The organism is Streptomyces sp. NPDC001194 (genome assembly GCF_042896985.1).
GTDB lineage: Bacteria > Actinomycetota > Actinomycetes > Streptomycetales > Streptomycetaceae > Streptomyces.
The window spans coordinates 14545-35837 of the sequence record NZ_JBIAXU010000013.1 but is presented as its reverse complement, the minus strand read 5'-3'; the positions used below and the strand labels follow the sequence as shown (position 1 = coordinate 35837).

At 71.3% G+C, this 21293-nt stretch carries 21 protein-coding genes; 14 read left to right on the top strand and 7 right to left on the bottom strand.

The window, feature by feature from the left end:
* The first annotated feature begins 114 nt into the window (after positions 1 to 114).
* The 3 genes from ACFY1T_RS23850 (at position 115) to ACFY1T_RS23840 (ending at position 3509) form a co-directional block, all read left to right on the top strand.
* Positions 115 to 1242 (top strand): S1C family serine protease, encoded by a 1128-nt coding sequence (locus tag ACFY1T_RS23850; RefSeq protein WP_390789964.1) that lies wholly within the window; start codon positions 115 to 117, stop codon positions 1240 to 1242.
* A 63-nt stretch (positions 1243 to 1305) separates the two neighbouring features.
* Positions 1306 to 2061: a response regulator transcription factor gene (locus tag ACFY1T_RS23845; RefSeq protein WP_030858696.1), complete on the top strand. Its 756-nt coding sequence runs from the start codon at positions 1306 to 1308 to the stop codon at positions 2059 to 2061.
* Positions 2058 to 3509 carry a sensor histidine kinase gene (locus ACFY1T_RS23840; protein ID WP_390789963.1) on the top strand — a complete coding sequence of 484 codons (1452 nt, stop codon included), beginning with the start codon at positions 2058 to 2060 and terminating at the stop codon, positions 3507 to 3509. The genes ACFY1T_RS23845 and ACFY1T_RS23840 overlap by 4 nt, the downstream gene beginning before the upstream one ends.
* On the opposite strand, the gene ACFY1T_RS23835 is transcribed toward ACFY1T_RS23840, so the two are convergent.
* Entirely contained in the window at positions 3489 to 4379 is an 891-nt protein-coding gene (locus ACFY1T_RS23835) for a phosphatidylinositol-specific phospholipase C (RefSeq protein ID WP_390789962.1), read from the bottom strand. The genes ACFY1T_RS23840 and ACFY1T_RS23835 overlap by 21 nt on opposite strands.
* Positions 4380 to 4483: 104 nt before the next feature.
* Positions 4484 to 5053: a TetR/AcrR family transcriptional regulator gene (locus ACFY1T_RS23830; RefSeq protein ID WP_030858702.1), complete on the bottom strand. Its 570-nt coding sequence runs from the start codon at positions 5051 to 5053 to the stop codon at positions 4484 to 4486.
* A gap of 149 nt (positions 5054 to 5202) precedes the next feature.
* On the opposite strand from ACFY1T_RS23830, the gene ACFY1T_RS23825 reads away from it, so the two are divergent.
* Entirely contained in the window at positions 5203 to 5985 is a 783-nt protein-coding gene (locus ACFY1T_RS23825; RefSeq protein ID WP_390789961.1) for an alpha/beta fold hydrolase, read from the top strand.
* A 136-nt stretch (positions 5986 to 6121) separates the two neighbouring features.
* Here ACFY1T_RS23825 and ACFY1T_RS23820 read toward each other — a convergent pair whose 3' ends face one another.
* Positions 6122 to 7936: a bifunctional metallophosphatase/5'-nucleotidase gene (locus tag ACFY1T_RS23820; protein ID WP_390789960.1), complete on the bottom strand. Its 1815-nt coding sequence runs from the start codon at positions 7934 to 7936 to the stop codon at positions 6122 to 6124.
* A 197-nt stretch (positions 7937 to 8133) separates the two neighbouring features.
* On the opposite strand from ACFY1T_RS23820, the gene mshD reads away from it, so the two are divergent.
* The 7 genes from mshD to pstB all read left to right on the top strand — a co-directional run bounded on the left by mshD (position 8134) and on the right by pstB (position 17134).
* Positions 8134 to 9066, top strand: a complete 933-nt coding sequence (mshD, locus tag ACFY1T_RS23815; protein WP_390789959.1) for a mycothiol synthase — start codon at positions 8134 to 8136, stop codon at positions 9064 to 9066.
* Positions 9067 to 9409: 343 nt separating this feature from the next.
* On the top strand, positions 9410 to 11692 hold the full coding sequence (locus tag ACFY1T_RS23810; RefSeq protein WP_390789958.1) for an RNA degradosome polyphosphate kinase: 2283 nt from the start codon (positions 9410 to 9412) through the stop codon (positions 11690 to 11692).
* Positions 11673 to 12656, top strand: a complete 984-nt coding sequence (locus tag ACFY1T_RS23805) for a CHAD domain-containing protein (RefSeq protein WP_390789957.1) — start codon at positions 11673 to 11675, stop codon at positions 12654 to 12656. The genes ACFY1T_RS23810 and ACFY1T_RS23805 overlap by 20 nt, the downstream gene beginning before the upstream one ends.
* 331 nt (positions 12657 to 12987) lie before the next feature.
* Positions 12988 to 14127 (top strand): phosphate ABC transporter substrate-binding protein PstS, encoded by a 1140-nt coding sequence (pstS, locus tag ACFY1T_RS23800; RefSeq protein WP_390789956.1) that lies wholly within the window; start codon positions 12988 to 12990, stop codon positions 14125 to 14127.
* Between the two features lie 128 nt (positions 14128 to 14255).
* Positions 14256 to 15245 (top strand): phosphate ABC transporter permease subunit PstC, encoded by a 990-nt coding sequence (pstC, locus tag ACFY1T_RS23795; RefSeq protein ID WP_390789955.1) that lies wholly within the window; start codon positions 14256 to 14258, stop codon positions 15243 to 15245.
* Positions 15245 to 16327: a phosphate ABC transporter permease PstA gene (gene pstA, locus ACFY1T_RS23790; RefSeq protein WP_390789954.1), complete on the top strand. Its 1083-nt coding sequence runs from the start codon at positions 15245 to 15247 to the stop codon at positions 16325 to 16327. Before pstC ends, pstA begins: the two co-directional genes overlap by 1 nt.
* A 30-nt stretch (positions 16328 to 16357) precedes the next feature.
* On the top strand, positions 16358 to 17134 hold the full coding sequence (gene pstB / locus ACFY1T_RS23785) for a phosphate ABC transporter ATP-binding protein PstB (protein ID WP_390789953.1): 777 nt from the start codon (positions 16358 to 16360) through the stop codon (positions 17132 to 17134).
* Positions 17135 to 17297: 163 nt separating this feature from the next.
* Here pstB and ACFY1T_RS23780 read toward each other — a convergent pair whose 3' ends face one another.
* Positions 17298 to 18299 (bottom strand): inorganic phosphate transporter, encoded by a 1002-nt coding sequence (locus ACFY1T_RS23780; RefSeq protein WP_030858722.1) that lies wholly within the window; start codon positions 18297 to 18299, stop codon positions 17298 to 17300.
* Between the two features lie 5 nt (positions 18300 to 18304).
* A complete protein-coding gene (locus tag ACFY1T_RS23775; RefSeq protein WP_030858724.1) occupies positions 18305 to 18925 on the bottom strand; it encodes a DUF47 domain-containing protein in 621 nt (206 codons plus the stop codon).
* A gap of 206 nt (positions 18926 to 19131) precedes the next feature.
* Between ACFY1T_RS23775 and ACFY1T_RS23770 the strand changes: the two genes are divergently transcribed.
* Entirely contained in the window at positions 19132 to 19464 is a 333-nt protein-coding gene (locus ACFY1T_RS23770; RefSeq protein ID WP_030858726.1) for a metal-sensitive transcriptional regulator, read from the top strand.
* A gap of 15 nt (positions 19465 to 19479) precedes the next feature.
* On the opposite strand, the gene ACFY1T_RS23765 is transcribed toward ACFY1T_RS23770, so the two are convergent.
* Positions 19480 to 19632 carry a hypothetical protein gene (locus ACFY1T_RS23765; RefSeq protein WP_165937309.1) on the bottom strand — a complete coding sequence of 51 codons (153 nt, stop codon included), beginning with the start codon at positions 19630 to 19632 and terminating at the stop codon, positions 19480 to 19482.
* Between the two features lie 141 nt (positions 19633 to 19773).
* Positions 19774 to 20607, bottom strand: coding sequence for a hypothetical protein (locus ACFY1T_RS23760; RefSeq protein ID WP_390789952.1), 834 nt, complete (start codon positions 20605 to 20607; stop codon positions 19774 to 19776).
* A gap of 195 nt (positions 20608 to 20802) precedes the next feature.
* Here ACFY1T_RS23760 and ACFY1T_RS23755 point away from each other — a divergent pair, with 195 nt between their 5' ends.
* Both ACFY1T_RS23755 and ACFY1T_RS23750 read left to right on the top strand, forming a co-directional pair.
* The gene (locus ACFY1T_RS23755) at positions 20803 to 20967 is read left to right on the top strand and encodes a hypothetical protein (RefSeq protein ID WP_390789951.1); all 165 of its coding nucleotides are present in this window, start codon (positions 20803 to 20805) and stop codon (positions 20965 to 20967) included.
* A gap of 83 nt (positions 20968 to 21050) precedes the next feature.
* Positions 21051 to 21284: a hypothetical protein gene (locus ACFY1T_RS23750; protein ID WP_030858730.1), complete on the top strand. Its 234-nt coding sequence runs from the start codon at positions 21051 to 21053 to the stop codon at positions 21282 to 21284.
* Positions 21285 to 21293: the final 9 nt, after the last annotated feature.

Genomic DNA, 21293 nt, shown 5'->3' with positions numbered 1-21293 from the left:
CGCGCCCCGGGCCATCGCCCCGGCGGGCGGGCCTATTTCGGGCATACGCGGTTCTGTCGGGCTTCTCAGGGTGGACTCAGGAAGCTCTCATGATCCGCGGACAGAGTCGTAGACATGACCGAGAGCTTCCGCCGCGACGGCGAGTACCCGCAGGAGAACCGCCCGACCCAGAGCGCCGGCTTCGGGGAGTACCCGCCGCCGCCCGCGTACCCGCCGCCGGCGGCGGCTCCGGCGCCCGGGTGGCACGAGGCGCACCAGCCGCCGATGGCGCCGGCGCCCTCCGAGGGGCCCGCGCACGCGGCCCGGGCCAAGCGGCCCGTCGCACTGCTCGCGGCCGTGGCGCTGGCCGCCGCCGTCATCGGCGGCGGCACCGCCGCCGGCGTGCAGCAGCTGCTCGCCGGCCAGGACCGCAGCGGCGGCGGCATCAGCGGCACCAACGTCTCGCAGTCCAGCACCGGCACCGTCGCCGGCGTCGCCGAGCAGGTCAGCCCGTCCGTCGTGCGGATCGACACCCGCACCGGCTCCGGCCAGGGCACCGGCTCGGGCGTCGTGGTCACCGCCGACGGCGAGATCGTCACCAACAACCACGTCGTCGACGGCGCCACCGAGATCCAGGTGACGATGAGCGACGGCAAGAAGTACACGGCCAAGACCGTCGGGACCGACCCCGACAAGGACCTCGCCCTCATCAAGCTCCAGGGCGCCAGTGGCCTCAAGCCGGCCAAGCTCGGCAACTCCGACAACCTCAAGGTCGGCGACCAGGTCGTCGCCATCGGCTCCCCCGACCGCCTCACCGGCACGGTCACGAGCGGCATCGTCTCCGCCCTGAACCGCGAGGTGAACGTCCCCAAGTCCGAGCAGCAGGCCCCCCAGCGCCAGCGCGGCGGCGGCAGCTGGCCGTTCTCGTACGACGGCCAGCAGTTCAACGGGAACACCGGGTCGAACACCACCTCGTACAAGGCCATCCAGACGGACGCCTCCCTGAACCCGGGCAACTCCGGCGGCGCCCTCGTCAACATGAACGGCGAGATCGTGGGCATGCCCTCCGCGATCTACTCCCCCTCCAGCGACAGCTCCGGCGCGGGCAGCGTCGGCCTCGGCTTCGCCATCCCGGTGAACACGGTCAAGGCCGACCTCGACTCCCTCCGCAAGGGCGGCCCGGGCGGAGCGGGCAACGGCGGCGGCGCGGGCAGCGGCAGCAGCGGCAACGGCGCCGCCGACGGCTTCGGGACGTCGTTCTAAACGGCCCGGGCGTCCCGTGCGAGCCTGGTACGACCGAACACGACCACCCCTGGGGGACCGAAGATGAATCCGGCCGAAGGCGACCCGCACCGCATCCTCGTCGTCGACGACGAACCGGCCGTGCGGGAGGCCCTGCGCCGCAGCCTCGCCTTCGAGGGGTACGCCGTGCAGACCGCCGTCGACGGGCTCGACGCGCTCGAGAAGGCGGCCGCCCACGACCCCGGCCTGATCGTCCTCGACATCCAGATGCCCCGGATGGACGGCCTCACGGCGGCCCGCCGGCTGCGCGCCTCCGGCAGCACCACCCCGATCCTGATGCTCACCGCCCGCGACACCGTCGGCGACCGCGTCACCGGCCTGGACGCGGGCGCCGACGACTACCTCGTCAAGCCCTTCGAGCTCGACGAGCTGTTCGCCCGCGTCCGCGCCCTGCTGCGCCGCAGCTCGTACGCGGCCTCGCGGGCCGGCGCCGACGGGGCCGCCGACGACACGGACGCCCTCGCCTTCGGCGACCTGCGCATGGACCTCGCCACCCGCGAGGTCACCCGCTCCGGGCGCCAGGTCGAGCTGACCCGCACCGAGTTCACCCTGCTGGAGATGTTCCTGGCGCACCCGCGGCAGGTGCTGACCCGCGAGCAGATCCTCAAGACCGTCTGGGGCTTCGACTTCGAACCCAGCTCCAACTCCCTGGACGTGTACGTCATGTACCTGCGCCGCAAGACCGAAGCCGGCGGCGAGCCCCGCCTGGTGCACACCGTGCGCGGGGTGGGCTACGTCCTGCGCGCCGCCGGGGCCGGCGACTCCGGAGGGCCCGAGTGAGCCCGGCGGCCAGATTCCGCGCGCTCCCGCTGCGCTCCCGCATCGCCCTGCTGGTGGCCACGGCCGTGGCCGTCGCCGTGGCCACCGTGGCCGCAGTGTCGTGGGTGATGGTGCGGGCCCAGCTGGGCAACCAGCTGAACCAGTCCCTGATGTCCACCAATCCGACCGCGCAGGTGCTGGAACGGCTGCGCGAGGGCTGCCCGGCCCGCCCGCCGGCCCAGGCCCAGCAGGACATCGCCGAGAACCTGAACGCCACGGTCCAGGTCGTCGCCTCGGACGGCAGCCACTGCTGGGTGAGCGGGCAGAGCGACCTGCCGGTGACCGCTACGGACAAGCAGGTCGCGGCGGGCCGCAAGGCCAAGGCGCTGCACGACGCGACGACCGACAACGGCGTCGCGATGCGCGTCTACACCTTCGCGGCGCGGACCCAGCCCGGCGCCCCGGTCTTCGCGGTCTCGGTGGCCCGGCCGCTGGCCGACATCGACAAACCGCTGTCCACGCTGGCCTGGGTGCTGATCCTGGTCTCCGGGATCGGGGTGGCCGGCGCCGGTCTCGCCGGCCTGTGGGTGGCCCGTACGGGGCTGCGGCCGGTCGACGAGCTCACGGGCGCCGTCGAGCACATCGCCCGGACCGAGGACCTGACCGTGCGCATCCCCGACGAGGGCGACGACGAGATCGCCCGCCTGTCGCGGTCCTTCAACTCCATGACGGCTGCGCTCGCCTCCTCCCAGGAGCGGCAGGCCCAGCTGATCGCGGACGCCGGGCACGAGCTGCGCACGCCCCTGACCTCGCTGCGCACCAACATCGAGCTGCTCGCGCGCAGCGAGGAGACCGGCCGCGCCATCCCGCCCGAGGACCGCAAGGAGCTGCTGGCCTCGGTCAAGGCGCAGATGACGGAGCTGGCCGCGCTGATCGGGGACCTTCAGGAGCTGTCCCGCCCGGACGCGGCCCCGCCCGCCAAGCTGGAGGTGGTGGCCCTGCACGAGATCGCGCAGAGCGCGCTGTCCCGCGCCCGGCTGCGCGGTCCCGAGCTGCACTTCACCGACGAGGTCGCGCCCTGGTACGTGCGGGGCGAGGCGGCGGCGCTGGAGCGGGCGGTGGTCAACGTCCTCGACAACGCGGTGAAGTTCAGCCCGCCGGGCGGCACGGTCGAGGTCGCGCTGCGGGCCGGCGAGCTGACCGTGCGCGACCACGGGCCGGGCATCCCGGCGGAGGACCTGCCGCACGTGTTCGAGCGGTTCTGGCGCTCCTCCTCGGCCCGCGCCCTGCCCGGCAGCGGGCTGGGCCTGTCGATCGTGGACCGTACGGTGCGCCGCGCGGGCGGCAGCGTCGAGCTGCGGGGGGCCCCGGACGGCGGACCGGGCACGGAGGCGGTGCTCCGCATCCCGGGCGCTCCGGCGCCGCCGCCGGAGCGGCCGGGGCAGCCGTCAGTTGTGCCGTATGAGTGAGGCGACCAGTCCGGAGCGGGTGTTCGGGAAGTCCATCGGGACGATCCCGAGCCCGGTCCGGCCGGCCAGCTCCCCGCCGTCGACGAACGAGTGCACCTGCGGGTTGAGCCGGTCGGAGTTCCAGCGCGGGGGCATGTAGGCGGCGGTGCTGACGTAGTTCACGAACAGCTTCCCGGGCTGCTGGACGGCCTTGCGGAACTGGTTCTCGATCCGGCCGCGCTTGGCGAAGGGCTCGGTGTTGTAGTCGTCCTGGATGTCGAAGACGTTCCCGTCGCCGTAGCGCAGGCCGGGCAGACCGCCGTTGTCGGCGAGCAGGACCACCTTGCCCCTGGCCTGGCCGAGGGTGGGCAGCGAGTCCGCGATCCGGAAGAGCGGGCGCCAGCCCCGGTTGTCGAGGTAGTCGTCGAAGACGGCGCGGAAGGTGGCGTCGCTGTCTTCGGAGTACTCCTGCTTGACCCGCATGAGCACGGTCTCGGAGGGGTGTGCGGCGAGGAAGTTCCAGCAGGCGACGAGGACGTCGCCGAACATCAGGTCCTGGAAGAACGCGGCGTGGTGGATGGCGAAGGAGCCGCCGGTGACGCGGCAGCGGACGTCCAGGAAGCGGATCCCGGAGTCGAGCTGCTGGGCGATCGAGGTGTTCTGGCAGGCGACGTAGAGCCCGCCCTTGGTGGCGCCCGAATCGTGGGTGCCGGGGATCGTCATCCGCTGGAGCGCGGTCCCGTCGCCGAGTCCGGCCATCCAGTCCTGGGTGGACAGGGCCTGCGTGCCGAGCGTACGGGCGCCGGCCGGCCCCGCCGCTCCGAGTACCGAGGCCGCGCCGGCGCCCGCCGCCAACGCCCCGACCAGAAATGCCCGACGATCCAGTGCCATGCCCGCCCCTTTGCCGACCCGGTGATGGACTCCCAGCCTCCGCTGGGGTGGTGCCTCCGGGATTCTGGCGTGCGGGACGCGGCTTTACTACCCTTCGGTAGCCCCTAGCTTTCGAGCAACTCGGCCATGGCGCGCAGGCCTTGGGCGAGCTCCCGGCCGGTCGGCGCCTGTTCCGGGTCGGTCAGGGCCTGCACCATCACCCCGCTCAGCAGCGCGATGTGCACGGATCCGAGGGCCCGTACGTCCTCCTCGGCGACCGCGTCCTCGGGGACCCCGCGCAGCTGCGCGGCCACCATGCGGCGGGCCTGGCGCTGGTTCTCGGCGAGGGTGGCGAGCAGCTCGGGCGCGGACTGGGCGTGGACGAAGGCCTCGACGGAGGCCATCCAGAGCCAGCGCATGTCGCCGAAGTCGCGGATCTTGCGGTCCCAGGTGTCGGCGTAGCGCTCCGCTGTGGTGGCGCCCTGGCCGGCGAGCCGGCCGGACCCGGCGGCCCACTCGTCCATGGCGGCGAAGAGGGCCAGGTTGAGGAGGGCCTCGCGCGAGCCGAAGTGGTAGCCGATCGCGGCCATGCTCACCCGCGACGCCGAGGCGATGTCGCGCACGGTCGTGCGCAGGTAGCCCTTCTCCTCCAGACAGCGCCGCGCTCCGGCCAGCAGGTCCTCGCGATTTCCCATGCCGGGATCGTATCCGCGACGGATATTGGGCAAGTGCGCAAGACAATCGTATTGCGCACTTGCCCAAATCCTGGCAGGCTCGTACCCGTACTGCACCGGAACCGCACGACCCAACCGGCACCGCACGACCAACAGGGGAGAGCCAAGCCATGCGCCACACGCTGACGATCGACGGCCGCGCACTGTCGTACCTGGACTTCGGCGGCCCGGGCCGCCCGCTGCTCGCCCTGCACGGGGGCATGTCCGAAGGCCTCGCCTTCGCCGGCCTCGCCGACGCCCTGGGCGACGCCTGGCGGGTCATCGCCCCCGACCAGCGCGGCCACGGCGACTCCGACCGGGCCCCCGACTACGGCCGCGCGGGCTACCTCTCGGACACCGTGGCCCTCCTCGACCACCTCGGCCTGGACGCCCCCGTGGCCCTCCTCGGCTACTCCCTCGGCGGGATCAACGCCTACCACCTGGCCGCCGCCCACCCCGGCCGGGTCGCGGCCCTCGTCGACGTGGACGCCACCGTGGCGATCGAACCCGACACCGCGGGGGCCCTCTTCGGCTTCCTGCGCGACATGCGGTACACCGCCCCCACCCGCGAGGAACTCCTCGCCGCGGCCGGCCCGGTGGGCTCGCAGTTCGTCGCGAAGGCACTGCGCCCGCTCCCCGACGGCGGCTGGCGGCTGCCGTTCCACCCGCAGGACATGACCGACTCCGCCGAGGCCTGCCGCGGCGACCACTGGGACACCTGGCTCGGGAGCCGCTGCCCGGCACTGCTGGTCCACGGCACGCGCAGCCAGACGCTCACGCAGGAGACGGCCGACGCGATGGTCGCGCGCCGGCCCGGGACCTCGTACGCACCCGTGGACGGGGACCACTTCCTGCCGTTCACCCACCCCGAGGAGTTCCACGGGGCCGTCCGGAAGTTCCTCGCGGACCTCTGAGCCCTTCGCCCCGGTACGGGGGTCCGGTACGGAGGTCCGCAGCGGGGGTCCGGGGCGGGGGTCCGGGGGCGGACACGCCGAAGGGGCGGCGGGCCGGGAAGGCCCACCGCCCCTTCGGGCTTGCCGCAAGCGGGTGTTACTTGACGACCGTGATGCGGTCCGCCGCCGGCGGGGCGAGCGGGGCCGCCTCCGTCGACTTCGCCAGGTAGGCGTTGAAGGCCTCCAGGTCGGGCACGCCGACCAGCTTGTTCTTGTGGTCCTTCAGGACGGTGAAACCGTCACCGCCGCCCGCAAGGAACTCGTTCATCGCGACCCGGTAGGTCTTGGCGGGGTCGATCGCCGCGCCGTTCAGCTTCACCGAGTCCACGACGATGCGGTCCGCGCCCGCCTTCGTCATGTCCAGGGTGTACGTGAAGCCCTTCGAGACCTGCAGGATCTTCGGGTTCGGGCCGTTGACCGTCCCGCTGACCTGCTGCTGGAGCGCGGTGATCAGCTGCGCGCCCGTCAGGTCCACCACGTTCATCAGGTTGTTGAACGGCTGGACCGTGTAGGACTCGCCGTACGTCACGACGCCGTCGCCCTCGCCACCCGCGGCCTTGTAGGCCAGGTCGGCACGGATGCCGCCCGGGTTCATGATCGCCAGCTGCGCACCGCCCTTGGCGGCCGGGGCCGTGGCCTCCAGCTGCGCGTCGGCGATCATGTCGCCGAGCGGCTTCTCGGGCGCCTCGGAGCCGCGGCCCGCGATGTCCGCCGAGATGTAGCCCATGGGACGGCTCGCGACCGGGGCGGCCAGCGCGTTCCAGCGGGTGATCAGCTCGGTCATGTCCGGGGCCTTGGGCTGGTTCCGGCTGACGAGCTTGTTGACCGGCTTCGGCGCGAGCGCCGCCGTACGGACGATGTCCTTGGTCTGGCGGTCGTACGTGAGCGTGGTGTCCGTGAACAGACGGCCGTACGAGGCGGCCGAGGTCACCATGCGCGGGTTGCCCGCCGGGTCCGGGATGTTGCAGGCGTACGCCTGGTGCGTGTGGCCGGTCACCAGCGCGTCGACCTTCGGGTCCACGTTCTTGGCGATGTCCACGATCGCGCCCGAGATGCCGGCACCGGCGCCCGGGGAGTCGCAGTCGTAGTTGTAGGCGCCGTTGGCGGGCAGGCCGCCCTCGTGGATCAGCGCGACGATCGACTTGACGCCCTGCTTGTTCAGCTCGGCGGCGTACTTGTTGATCGTCTCGACCTCGTCGCCGAACTTCAGGCCCTTGACCCCGTCGGCGGTGACGACGTCCGGCGTGCCCTCCAGGGTGACGCCGATGAAGCCGATCTTCACGTCGCCCTTCTGCCAGATGAAGGTCGGGTTCAGCATCGGACGCTTGGTCTTCTCGTCCGTGACGTTCGCCGCGAGGTACTTGTACTCGGCGCCCGTGAACTCCTTGCCGGGCTCGAAGCAGCCGTCGACCGGGTGGCAGCCGCCGTAGGACATGCGGCGCAGCTCGGCCTTGCCCTCGTCGAACTCGTGGTTGCCGACGCTGCTGACGTCGAGCTTCAGCTTGTTCAGCGCCTCGACGGTGGGCTCGTCGTGGAAGAGACCGGACAGCATCGGGCTGCCGCCGATCATGTCACCGGCCGCGGCCGTGACGGAGTACTCGTGACCCTTGCGGGCCTCGCGCAGGCTGGTCGCCAGGTACTCGACACCACCGGCGGGTATCGCCTTGGTGGTGCCGTCCGCCTGACGCTCGTTCACGGTGCCGGAGGAGCCCTGCGGGGGCTCCAGCGTGCCGTGGAAGTCGTTGAACGACAGCATCTGCACGTCGACGGTGCGGCTCTTGCCCGCACCGCCACCACTCGCGGCACCGGCCGGCAGTGCGGCCGCGACCATCGCTCCGGCACCGGCCGTGACGGCGATGGCGGCGAAGGTCAACCGGCGGGTTCGGCGGTGCCGTTGTGGCGTCGCTGACATTTAGTCCCCTTTTGGACAGCGGTAAAACTCGGGAGGTCGGCGGCAGCCTATGGTCAACGCGCGTAGCACGACAGGGGGTAGGGGTGTCGGACTGGTTACATGCAGAAGACGGCTCACCGTCGGCCCGCCGCACGCACACCGCCGCGGGCGCCCCCTCGGTCGTACGCGGGCGCCCCCCGCGGTCGTAGGCTCGACGCATGACTGACGACGCAGCAACGGCCCTCGAGCCGGGACGCCAGATCCAGACCCTCGACGAGCTGACGGAGGAACAGGCCGACGCCGTGCTCACCCTCATCGAGGACGCGGCGCGCACGGACGGCACCACCGCCGTCTCCGAGCAGGGCCGCCTCCAGCTGCGCGGCGGACGCCGCGAGGGCATCCGGCACTTCCTGCTCACCGAGAAGGGCCGGCTCGCCGGATACGGACAACTGGAGGACACCGATCCGGTGGAGGCCCCCGCCGCCGAGCTCGTCGTCCACCCCGCGCTGCGCGGCCGCGGGCACGGGCGGGCGCTGGGTTCGGCCCTGCTGGCCGCCTCGGGCAAGCGGATCCGGGTGTGGGCGCACGGCGGCAAGTCGGCCGCCCGCCACCTCGCGCAGGTGCTCGGCCTGACCCTGTTCCGGGAGCTGCGCCAGCTGCGCCGCCCGCTGGGCCCGGACGGGCCGCCCCTGCCCGAGGCGGCGCTGCCCGCCGGGGTGACCGTACGGACCTTCGTGCCCGGCCAGGACGACGCGGCCTGGCTCGCGGTGAACTCGGCCGCCTTCGCCCACCACCCCGAACAGGGCTCGCTGACGCAGCGGGACCTGAACGACCGGATCGCGCAGCCCTGGTTCGACCCCAAGGGCTTCTTCCTCGCCGAGCGGGACGGCGAGCTGATCGGCTTCCACTGGACGAAGGTGCACGCCGAGGAGCGCCTCGGCGAGGTCTACGTGCTCGGCGTCCGCCCCGGCTCCCAGGGCGGCGGCCTCGGCAAGGCCCTCACCGCGGTCGGCCTGAACCACCTCGCGGAGGCCGGCCTGCCCACCGCGATGCTGTACGTGGACGCCGACAACCCGGCGGCCCTCGCCGTGTACGAGGGCCTCGGCTTCAGCACCCACGAGGTCGACCTGATGTACCGCACGGAAAGCTGACGCGGCCCCGCCGAAGGCGGGCGGAGCCCTCGCGGAACGCCGACGCACGACCGGCGAAGCCCTCACGGAGGGACGCCCGCGGGGCACGGAGAGCGAGGGTCCGCCTTCGGGCGGGCCCCGCGCCCGGGGCGTACGCGGGGGACACGAGGGACGCGCCGGTGCATTCCGGGCGCGGAAACCACGTAAAAGACGGACTCGTGCACCACCCGGAGCCTGGAAGCCATGCGGCATTCACCGGACCTTCATGCACGCTTGCGACTCTCCCCGCATGCAGCCCCGACTCCGACTGACGGCGATCCCGTCCGACGCGCCTGTCCCGCCCCCTGCGCGGAACAATGGAGTCATGAGCCCCCAGCCCAGCGCAGGCCCCACCGAGGTCCCCGCCCAGCACCCGTCTCACACGTCTGCCGACGCCGCCCCGGCCGCCCCCGGCCCGGCGGCCAAGCCCGCGCGGATCGGCTCCATAGCCGCGCACCGCCCGCACTCCGGCCAGGGGCCCGGGCTCGCGCCCGATCTCGACGCCGACCTGGACGCCTACGACGACAAGGACGGCGACGAGCTCCCCCCGGGGCGCTTCCTCGACCGCGAGCGCAGCTGGCTGGCCTTCAACGAGCGCGTCCTGGAGCTGGCCGAGGACCCGGCGACCCCGCTCCTGGAGCGCGCCAACTTCCTGGCGATCTTCGCGAGCAACCTCGACGAGTTCTTCATGGTCCGCGTCGCCGGCCTCAAGCGGCGCATCGCGACGGGCGTCGCCACCCGTTCGGCCTCCGGCCTCCAGCCCCGCGAAGTGCTGGACCTCATCTGGACCCGCTCGCGCGAGCTCATGGCCCGGCACGCCGCCTGCTTCCAGCAGGACATCTCACCGCAGCTCGCCGAAGAGGGCATCCACCTCATCCGCTGGCCGGACCTCACCGAGAAGGAGCAGGCCCGCCTCTTCACCCTGTTCCGCAACCAGATCTTCCCGGTGCTCACCCCGCTGGCCGTGGACCCCGCGCACCCGTTCCCGTACATCTCCGGGCTCTCGCTGAACCTCGCGGTCGTCGTCCGCAACCCCGTCAGCGGCCACCGCCACTTCGCGCGCGTCAAGGTCCCGCCGCTGCTCTCGCGCTTCCTGGAGGCCTCCCCGCAGCGCTACGTCCCCCTCGAGGACGTCATCGCCGCGCACCTGGAGGAGCTCTTCCCCGGCATGGAGGTCCTCGACCACCACATGTTCCGGGTGACCCGCAACGAGGACCTGGAGGTCGAGGAGGACGACGCGGAGAACCTGCTCCAGGCCCTGGAGAAGGAGCTCATGCGGCGCCGCTTCGGCCCGCCGGTGCGCCTGGAGGTCGAGGAGTCCATCGACCCCGCCGTCCTGGACCTCCTCGTACAGGAGCTGAACGTCTCCGCCGCCGAGGTCTACCCGCTGCCCGGCCCGCTGGACCTGACCGGCCTCTTCGGCATCGCCTCCCTGGACCGGCCCGAGCTGAAGTACCCCAAGTTCGTCGCCGGCACCCACCGCGACCTCGCCGAGGTCGAGTCCGCGTCCGCGCCCGACATCTTCGCCGCGCTGCGCGAGCGGGACGTGCTGCTGCACCACCCGTACGACTCCTTCTCCACCTCGGTGCAGGCCTTCCTGGAACAGGCCGCCGCCGACCCGGACGTCCTCGCGATCAAGCAGACGCTGTACCGCACCTCCGGCGACTCCCCGATCGTGGACGCCCTGATCGACGCCGCCGACTCCGGCAAGCAGGTCCTCGTACTCGTCGAGATCAAGGCCCGCTTCGACGAGCAGGCCAACATCAAGTGGGCCCGCAAGCTGGAGGAGTCCGGCTGCCACGTCGTGTACGGCCTCGTGGGCCTCAAGACCCACTGCAAGCTGTCGCTCGTGGTCCGCCAGGAGGGCGACACGCTGCGCCGCTACTCCCACGTCGGCACCGGCAACTACCACCCCAAGACCGCCCGCCTGTACGAGGACCTCGGCCTGCTCACCGCCGACCCGCAGGTCGGCGCGGACCTCTCGGACCTCTTCAACCGGCTGTCCGGCTACTCGCGCCGCGAGACCTACCGCCGCCTGCTGGTCGCCCCGCGCTCGCTGCGCGACGGCCTGATCGCGCGGATCGACAAGGAGGCCGCCCACCACCGGGCCGGCCGCCCCGCGTACGTGCGCCTCAAGATGAACTCGATCGTCGACGAGGCCCTCATCGACTCGCTCTACCGGGCCTCCCAGGCGGGGGTGCCCGTCGACATCTGGGTCCGCGGCATCTGCGCCGTGCGCCCCGGGGTCCCCGGGCTCTCGGACAACATCCGGGTCCGCTCGATCCTCGGCCGCTTCCTGGAACACTCCCGGGTCTTCGCCTTCGGCAACGGCGGCGAGCCCGAGGTGTGGATCGGCAGCGCCGACATGATGCACCGCAACCTCGACCGCCGCATCGAGGCACTGGTCAGGGTCGCCGACCCGGCCCACCGCGCGGCACTGGACCGGATGCTGGAGACCGGCATGTCCGACGCCACCTCCTCCTGGCACCTGGGCCCGGACGGCGAATGGACCCGGCACAGCACGGACCACGAAGGCCAGCCGCTGCGGCACGTTCAGGAGATGCTCATAGACGCCCGGAGGCGCCGGCGTGGCTCTGCCAAACCATGACCTGACAGCGCGTGGAGAGGGCTCCGCGGGTGACGTGCTCGGCACGTACCTGCGGGCCCAGGCCACCGCCTTCCTGCGCGGGCTGCGCCTCCACGAGGAGTGGGGGTCCCCCCGGACGGAGTCCGGGGGAGGGGCCGACGCCGCGGAGGGCGGCGATGCGGCGCGCAGCCTGCGGGGGGCTGCGCGCCGCATCAGCGGCTCCCTGTCCACCTTCCGGGTGGTGACCGAGTCCTCCTGGGCCGACGGGCTGCGCACCGAGCTGGTGTGGCTGTCCTCGACGCTGGCGGACGAACACGCCTACGCCGCCCGGCTGACCCGGCTGCTGGACGCGCTGCACCGGCTGTCGGGCTCCCCGGAGGTGCCCGCGCCCCGGGGCGCGGCCGGCGCGCTGACGGTGGGCTCGGCGCGCGCCGGGGCCCTGCTGGAGCGGCAGCTCACGCTGGCCCGGACCCGCGCCCACTCGGCGACCCTGCAGGCGCTGGGCTCGTCCCGGTTCCACGCGGTCGCGGACGCCGTGGCCGTACTGGCCTCCGACGTGCCGCTGGACCCGGTCGCGGCCCGCGGGCGCGTGGACGAGGTCCTCGTACCGCTGGCGGAGGTGGCCCGCACCCGGCTGGCGGCGGCCGTCTCGGCGCTGCCGCACACCGCCGAGTCCCAGACGTACAACGCCGACCACGACGGCTCCTGGCACGAGGTGCGCCGGCTGCTGCGGGTCCACCGCTACGCCCGGGAGACCCTGGGCGAGGACGTGGCCAGGCTGGCGGCGGCCGGCGAGGCCCTGGACCGCCACCGCGACGCCGCGGAGGCCGCGGCCGCCTCGGCGACGGCGGCGCGCACCCCCCGGATCGCCCCGGCGACGGCGTACGCCCTGGGCGTGCTCCACGCCGACCAGCGCCACGAGGTGGAGGCGGCCCGCTCCACCTTCCAGGGCCTGTGGCAACCGGCAACGGCCGCCGCTCCCTGACCGGGCGGCGACCGAAAAGATTCGGCCATCCCCGGGTCCGGCGCAGGCCCGGGGAACCACCCCGTCAAGGGGTCACATAACGGTAACGGCGGGACAACGGCGGATGACACTCCGGAGCAAACCCGACCATCCACACCAGGCCGTCCGCCACGGTTCACTGTCCGTTCACTTGGCCCGGTCGGCCGCTTCACCTGATCTGCCTAATTTCAGTGGTGCACGGAGCGCGTCGCGCACCAGGTCGAGTGACACGCCGTGCATCCGACGTAGTCCTCTTCGCACGCCGCCCCGACACAGAAAGCGGCCGGCGGCTTCTGGAAGGAACACCCGAAAAGTGAAGCTTCAGCGCAAGAACATGCTTCGTGCCTCCGCCCTCGGGGCGCTTGTCGTGTCCGGCGCCCTGGTCCTCACGGCGTGCGGCTCGGACGACAACACGAAGGATGGCGGCGCCGCCAGCGGCAAGCCGTCGGCCGCCGCTGCGGGCGACATCAAGTGCGACGACGCCAAGGGCAAGCTCCTCGCCTCCGGCTCCTCCGCCCAGAAGAACGCCGTGGACCTGTGGGTCAAGAACTACATGGCCGCCTGCTCCGGCGTCGAGGTCAACTACAAGTCCTCGTCCTCCGGTGAGGGCATCGTCGCCTTCAACCAGGGCACGGTCGGTTTCGCCGGCTCGGACTCGGCGCTGAAGCCCGAGGCCGTCGAGGAGTCCAAGAAGATCTGCACCGGCGGTCAGGGCATCAACCTGCCGATGGTCGGCGGCCCGATCGCGCTCGGCTTCAACGTCGCCGGCGTCGACAAGCTGAACCTGGACGCCACCACGGTCGCCAACATCTTCAACGACAAGATCAAGAAGTGGGACGACGAGGCGATCAAGAAGCTGAACCCCGGCGTCACGCTTCCCTCCACCGCGATCCAGCACTTCCACCGCTCCGAGGACTCGGGCACCACCGAGAACCTGGGCAAGTACCTCAAGGCCGCCGCTCCCGAGGCCTGGACGTACGAAGCCGCAAAGAAGTGGCCGGCCCCGGGCGGCCTCGGCGCCACCGGTTCCGCGGGTGTCGCCACCCAGGTCAAGCAGGTGGACGGCTCGATCGGCTACTTCGAGCTCTCCTACGCCAGCGCCCAGGGCATCAAGACGGTCGACCTGAACACGGGCGCCGCCGCACCGGTCAAGGCCTCCTCCGAGTCCGCCTCCAAGGCCATCGCCGCCGCCAAGATCGCCGGCACCGGCTCCGACCTGGCGCTGAAGCTCGACTACACCACCAAGGCCGAGGGTGCCTACCCGATCGTCCTGGTGACGTACGAGGTCGTCTGCGACAAGGGCAACAAGCCCGAGACGCTCGCCACCGTCAAGTCCTTCCTGAACTACACCGCCTCGGACGCGGGCCAGAAGGTCCTCTCCGAGAACGGCTACGCGCCGATCCCGGCCGAGATCAACACCAAGGTCCGCGAAGTCGTCAAGTCGCTGTCCTAATCATTGAGCCTCCGGTGCCGGGCAGTTCCCGTCCGAACTGCCCGGCCCGCGAGGACCCTCCCCTCCACCCAGGGGATCCGGTGCACCGCCGCCAGGGGGCATGGCCCCCCACCCAGACCGGAAAGACCATGGCTTCCACCACACCCACCCAGATAGACCAGGCTCCGCCTGTCTCCAAGAGCGCAAGGTCCACCGGCCGAGCCGGTGACAAGATCTTCGCCGGTCTCTCCAAGGGATCCGGCATCCTGCTCCTGGTGATCATGGCGTCGATCGCCATCTTCCTCACCTACCGCGCCTCGATCGCACTGTCGAAGAACGAGGGCAACTTCCTCACCACCTTCGACTGGAACGCGTCCGCCACGCCCCCCGTCTTCGGCATCGCCGTCCTGCTCTTCGGCACCGTCGTCAGCTCGATCATCGCGATGGCCATCGCGGTTCCGATCGCTGTCGGCATCGCCCTCTTCATCTCGCACTACGCGCCGCGCAAGCTGGCCGCGCCCCTCGCGTACGTGGTCGACCTGCTGGCCGCCGTGCCGTCGATCATCTACGGCATCTGGGGCGCGCTCTTCCTGGTCCCGCAGCTCGCCGGCCTCAACCTCTGGCTCGACGAGTACATGGGCTGGACCTACGTCTTCGACAAGACCCAGGTCGGCGTCGCCCGCTCGCTCTTCACCGTCGGCATCCTGCTCGCGATCATGATCCTGCCGATCGTGACCAGCGTCAGCCGCGAGGTCTTCCTCCAGGTCCCGCGCATGAACGAAGAGGCCGCCCTGGCCCTCGGCGCGACCCGCTGGGAGGTCATCCGCTTGTCGGTGCTGCCCTTCGGCCGCTCCGGCGTCATCTCCGCCTCGATGCTCGGCCTCGGCCGCGCCCTCGGCGAGACCATGGCCGTCGCGACGATCCTCTCCCCGAGCTTCCTGATCAACGGACACATCCTGGACCCGGGCGGCGGCACCTTCGCGCAGAACATCGCCGCGAAGTTCGACGAGGCCAACGAGTTCGGCCGTGACGCGCTGATCGCCTCCGGCCTGGTCCTCTTCCTGCTCACCCTGCTGGTCAACGGTGCAGCCCGCCTGATCATCGCTCGCCGCAAGGACTTCTCGGGGGCGAACGCCTGATGAGCCACGCACTCCAGGACCAGCGGCCCGCCCGGGCCCCGAAGTCCGCCGCTCCCGCCAGCCTGACCCGAGGCGGCCTCCCCCGCTGGGCCCCGGCCGGCATCGCCGCCCTCTCGATCGTCCTCGGCTGCGGCATCGGCGTCCTCGCCGACCTGCACAGCAAGGTCCAGTGGGGCCTGATCGGCGCAATCCTGTTCCTCGTGATCACGTACACCGCCAGCGCGGTGATCGAGAACCGCCGCCAGGCCAAGGACCGCATCGCGACCTCCGTCGTGTGGGTCAGCTTCGTCCTCGCGGTCATCCCGCTGCTCTCGCTGATCTGGACCACCGTCAGCCGCGGCATCAAGGCCCTCGACGGCGACTTCCTCAGCCACTCGATGAACGGCGTCACCAGCTTCGAGCAGGGCGGCGGCGTCTACCACGCGCTGCTCGGCACCATCGAGCAGGTCGCCCTGGCCACCGCGATCGCCGCGCCGATCGGCCTGCTGACCGCCGTCTACCTGGTCGAGTACGGCCGGGGTTCGCTCGCCAAGGCCGTGACCTTCTTCGTCGACGTCATGACCGGCATCCCCTCCATCGTCGCGGGTCTGTTCATCCTCACGACCTGGAACCTGGCGCTCGGCTTCGGCCCGTCCGGCTTCGCCGGCTCGATGGCCCTGTCGATCCTGATGATGCCCGTCGTGGTCCGCTCCACCGAGGAGATGCTGAAGCTCGTCCCGAACGAGCTGCGCGAGGCCGCCCTCGCCCTCGGTGTGCCGAAGTGGCGCGTGATCCTCAAGGTCGTGCTCCCCACCGCCATCGGCGGCATCGCGACCGGCGTCATGCTGGCCGTCGCCCGCATCGCCGGTGAGACCGCGCCGATCATGCTGCTGGTCTTCGGCACCCAGCTGATCAACGGCAACCCCTTCGAAGGTGCTCAGTCCTCGCTTCCCCTGTACATCTGGGAGCAGTACAAGGTCGGCAGTGACGCCTCCTACGACCGGGCATGGGCCGCAGCGCTCGTCCTGATCGCCTTCGTCATGATCCTCAATCTGGTGGCCCGCGGCATCGCCCGCTGGAAGGCCCCGAAGACCGGTCGCTGACGCGACCCCCTGAAAGCGAAGTGACCCCTCATGGCGAAGCGAATCGACGTCAGCGGACTGTCCGCCTTCTACGGCGCCCACAAGGCCATCGATGACATCTCGATGACCGTGGAGCCCCGCTCCGTGACCGCCTTCATCGGCCCGTCCGGCTGCGGCAAGTCCACCTTCCTGCGCACCCTGAACCGCATGCACGAGGTCACCCCCGGCGGCCGCGTCGAGGGCAAGGTGCTCCTGGACGACGAGAACCTGTACGGCACCGGCGTCGACCCTGTCGCGGTCCGCCGCACCGTCGGCATGGTCTTCCAGCGCCCGAACCCCTTCCCCACCATGTCGATCTTCGACAACGTGGCGGCGGGCCTGCGGCTCAACGGCAGCTTCAAGAAGTCCGAGCTCACGGAGATCGTGGAGCGGTCCCTGAAGGGCGCGAACCTCTGGAACGAGGTCAAGGACCGCCTGAACAAGCCGGGCTCCGGCCTCTCCGGCGGCCAGCAGCAGCGCCTGTGCATCGCCCGCGCCATCGCGGTCGAGCCGGAGGTCCTGCTGATGGACGAGCCCTGCTCGGCCCTGGACCCGATCTCCACCCTCGCGATCGAGGACCTGATCGGCGAGCTCAAGGAGCGCTTCACGATCGTCATCGTGACGCACAACATGCAGCAGGCCGCCCGCGTCTCCGACCGCACCGCGTTCTTCAACCTCGCGGCGGTCGGCCAGCCCGGCAAGCTCATCGAGATCGACGACACGGACCGGATTTTCTCGAACCCGTCCGTCCAGGCGACCGAGGACTACATCTCGGGCCGCTTCGGCTAGGCCGAAGCCCCTCCGACGAGACGTCATGCGGCTTCGCCGCGTGGTCCCGACGTCCTGCGGTGCTGCATGGCGGTGCCACCGCAAGGCGAAAGAAAAGGGCCGGCTCCCCCTGGGTGGGGGGAGCCGGCCCGCTTTCGTTTCCCGGTCGCGGCCGGGAAACCGCCTAGCCGACGAAGGCCAGGTCCACGATCCAGAAGCTGAGCGCGGCGACCAGGGCCGCGGCCGGCATGGTGATGAACCAGCCCAGCACGATGTTCTTGGCGACGCCCCAGCGGACCGCGTTGACCCGCTTGGTCGCACCCACGCCCATGATCGCCGAGGTGATCACGTGGGTGGTGGAGATCGGCGCGTGGAACAGGAACGCCGAGCCGAACATGATCGAGGCGCCGGTGGTCTCGGCGGCGAACCCCTGCGGCGGGTCCAGCTCGATGATCTTGCGGCCGAGGGTCCGCATGATGCGCCAGCCGCCCGCGTACGTACCGAGCGACAGCATCACGGCACACACGATCTTGACCCAGACCGGGATCGGCGCGTCGGCGGCCTGCACATCGGCGATGACCAGGGCCATCACGACGATGCCCATCGTCTTCTGCGCGTCCTGGAGACCGTGGCCGAGCGCCATGCCGGCCGCGGACACGGTCTGCGCGATACGGAAGCCGTGCTTGGCCTTGTGCGGGTTGGACCGGCGGAACATCCACAGGATGGCCACCATCACCAGGTAACCGACGACCAGGCCGACGACCGGCGAGACGAACATCGGGATGACGACCTTGTCGATCACCCCGCTCCAGATGACACCGGTGCCGCCGGCCAGCGCCGCGCCGACCATGCCGCCGAACAGCGCGTGCGAGGAGGAGGACGGGAGGCCGAAGTACCAGGTGATCAGGTTCCAGACGATCGCGCCGACCAGCGCCGCGAAGAGGATCCACATGCCCCGGTTGCCCTCGGGCGTTTCGATCAGGCCCTCACTGACCGTCTTGGCGACCCCGCTGCCCAGGAAGGCGCCGGCGAGGTTCATCACCGCGGCCATCGCCAGGGCGGCGCGCGGAGTCAGCGCGCGGGTCGAGACCGAGGTCGCGATCGCGTTCGCCGAGTCGTGGAAACCGTTGGTGTACGTGAAACCGAGCGCGACACCGATGGTCACGATCAGAGCGAAGGTGTCCACGAGGTTCAGGACTCCTTGACCGCGATGGTCTCCACCGTGTTCGCGACGTGCTCGAACGCGTCGGCCGCCTCTTCGAGCACGTCGACGATCTGCTTGAGCTTCAGCACCTCGATGGCGTCGTACTTGCCGTTGAAGAGCGTCGCGAGCAGCTTGCGGTGGATCTGGTCGGCCTGGTTCTCGAGGCGGTTGACCTCGATCCAGTACTCGGTCAGGTTGTCCATCGTCCGCAGGTGGGGCATGGCCTCGGCGGTCAGCTCGGCCGCGCGCGCCAGTACCTCGATCTGCTGCTCGACACCCTTGGGGAGCTCCTCCACCTGGTACAGGACGACCAGGTCGACAGCCTCCTCCATGAAGTCCATGATGTCGTCGAGCGACGAGGCCAGGTTGTAGATGTCCTCGCGATCGAACGGCGTGATGAAGGAGGAGTTCAGCTGGTGGAAGATCGCGTGGGTGGCGTCGTCCCCCGCGTGCTCCGCTGCCCGCATCCGCTCCGCGATCTCGGCCCGGGCGGAGGAATCCGCTCCGAGCAGTTCCATCAGGAGCTTGGAGCCCGTGACGATGTTGTCCGCGGATGCGGCGAACATGTCGTAGAAGCTCGTCTCCCTGGGGGTCAGACGAAATCGCACGTGAGGTCCTCGGGGTGCATTGGATTCGGTCAGGCTGATGCTAGGCGCATCCCCCGGCCAGGGCTAACCGGCGGTTCCGGGCGATTACCCAGTGTCCTCCATCAGGCAGAGTGAGGACCACGGGCCCCCGCCACGCCGCCGAGGGCCCAGTACCCTATACCCATGAGGGGTATACACCCCCCTCGATCCGGACCACGGGAGGACGCATGACTGCCATCGAGGCGGAGGGCTCCGGAGCCGACGTCACCACCGGCGCCGTGCACGGCTACCACCACCAGAAGGACGAGCACCTCAAGCGGCTGCGCCGCATCGAGGGCCAGATCCGCGGCCTGCAGCGACTGGTCGACGAAGACGTCTACTGCATCGACATACTCACCCAGGTCTCGGCGAGCACGAAGGCCCTCCAGTCCTTCGCGCTCCAGCTGCTCGAGGAGCACCTGCGGCACTGCGTCGCCGACGCGGCCGTCAAGGGCGGGGACGAGATCGACGCCAAGGTCGAGGAAGCGACGAAGGCGATCGCGCGCCTGCTGCGCACCTGACCGGCACGGCGGCGGCTACAGCCCGAGCCCCATCAGGACCTCGTCGATCCGGTCCTGGCTGAGCCGCTCCTCGTCCGCCGCGGACGCCGCGATGATCAGCTCGCCGCACAGTTCGATCTCGGCGAGCGCCACGTGGTCCTGCACCGTCGTACCGCCCGCGGGAGTCACGCGTGTCACCTCGATCTGCCGTCATCGGTCAGGGGCCGTCTCAGCGTAGGGAGGGCGGGGCGCTGTGCGCATGACACGGATGGACCATTTCCGGATACCGGGCCATGGCCCGATGGCGCCGCCCCGGCACCGTCCGGCCCGCTACTGGGCGATCTTCCCGGCGTAAATGTCCCCGCTCGCGGGCAATACGACCTTCACCGGCGTCCCGAACCCGTAGAGCAGCGTGGTCGAGGAGACATCGATCACGCCATTGTTGACGTAGCTGAAGCGGTGCCGGACCTTCCGCAGCCGGCCCTCCTCGTCCAGGTAGACGTCGAACGGGACGACGTCCGTGCTGAACCCTTTCGCCGCCGCCTCCAGCGCCCCCTTGACCGCCGGTGAGGCGCTCTTCGCGGCCCGGCCGATGTCGGTGGTCCCGCGGTAGTGCCGCACCTTGGTGCCCGCCACCTCCGTCTCGCCCACGTACGTCGCCTCCTGTACGCCGCGCAGCAGCTCGGCCGCGGCCAGCGGGTCGGTGGCCCCGCCCGTGACGAGGTTCCCGTCGGGGAGGGCCGTCGTGTCCACCCTGACCCACTTGTCGTCGGGGACGCCCGCGCCCCGGTTCTTCATGTACAGGGCCCCGGGAACGAGCAGCTCGGTGATGGGCCGGTGCTCGTCCTTGCCGGCCGCGTCCGCCGGGAGCATCACCAGGAGCTGGCCCATCCGGTTCTTGAAGTCGACCCCGCCCTCGCCGCGGATCGTGACCCGGGTCCCGCCCGTCGCCATCTCCATCGCGGTACGGGCCTGCGCGCTGCCGGTCTTCGCCAGCCGGTCGGCGGCTCCCCGTACGGTCGCGGCCGGGTCGTCGGGGGGCCGGGCGTCGGCCCGGTCCGCGCCTCCGCACCCGCTCATCGCGGCCACGGTCACGGCCATGCCGAGGGCGAGCACCACCTCACCCGCACGCCCGCGCCGCCGCCTGTGCTGGTGCACCACCATCGCCTGCCAACCCCCAACGCATGACCGCTGCTTGCCCGAGGCCCCCACCCGCTCCGGTTAACGAGGTCCCGGGTTTCCCGTCACGGGCCGCCGCCCTCCCGGGCCCGTCCGGGACCCGGGTACCTTGGTGGTGTGGATTCGCACAGCAAAGCGTCGCTTGTCCCTCCGCTTGACGTCGTGCCGCACTCCCGCCCCATGGAGCGGCCACCTGCCGGGCCCACCGGACACACCGGGCACACCACGAGCACCGCCGAACGGGGCTCCTTCTGCGCGGCTTCGTGCACCTGCGGCTGGCGGGGCCCGGCCCGCCGCTCCCGCGATCTGGCCCGCAGGGACGCGGACCGGCACACCTCGACCTGAACCCGCAGGCCCGGCGGCCCGCCGGATCGCCCGTTCGGACGGCCCGGCTGGCCGGGGCACCCGGGAGCGGATGCCCTGGATGCATGCCAGGACCCGCACCCCGCGTCGCCGCCCTCCTCTGGGCCCTGCTCATCACGCTCACGCCCGCCGCCGCGGCCTCGGCGCGCCCGACGGGTTCGGCGGACGGTCCGGCCGACGTGGCCCTGGCCATCGGGGCGACCACCGCGGCGGCCGTGGCCACCGGTCTGTGGCTGCGCTCGCGGTACCGCCGCGAGGAGGACACGGAGGGCCATGGCACGGAGGGCGGCGACCCGTGACCCCGCGTC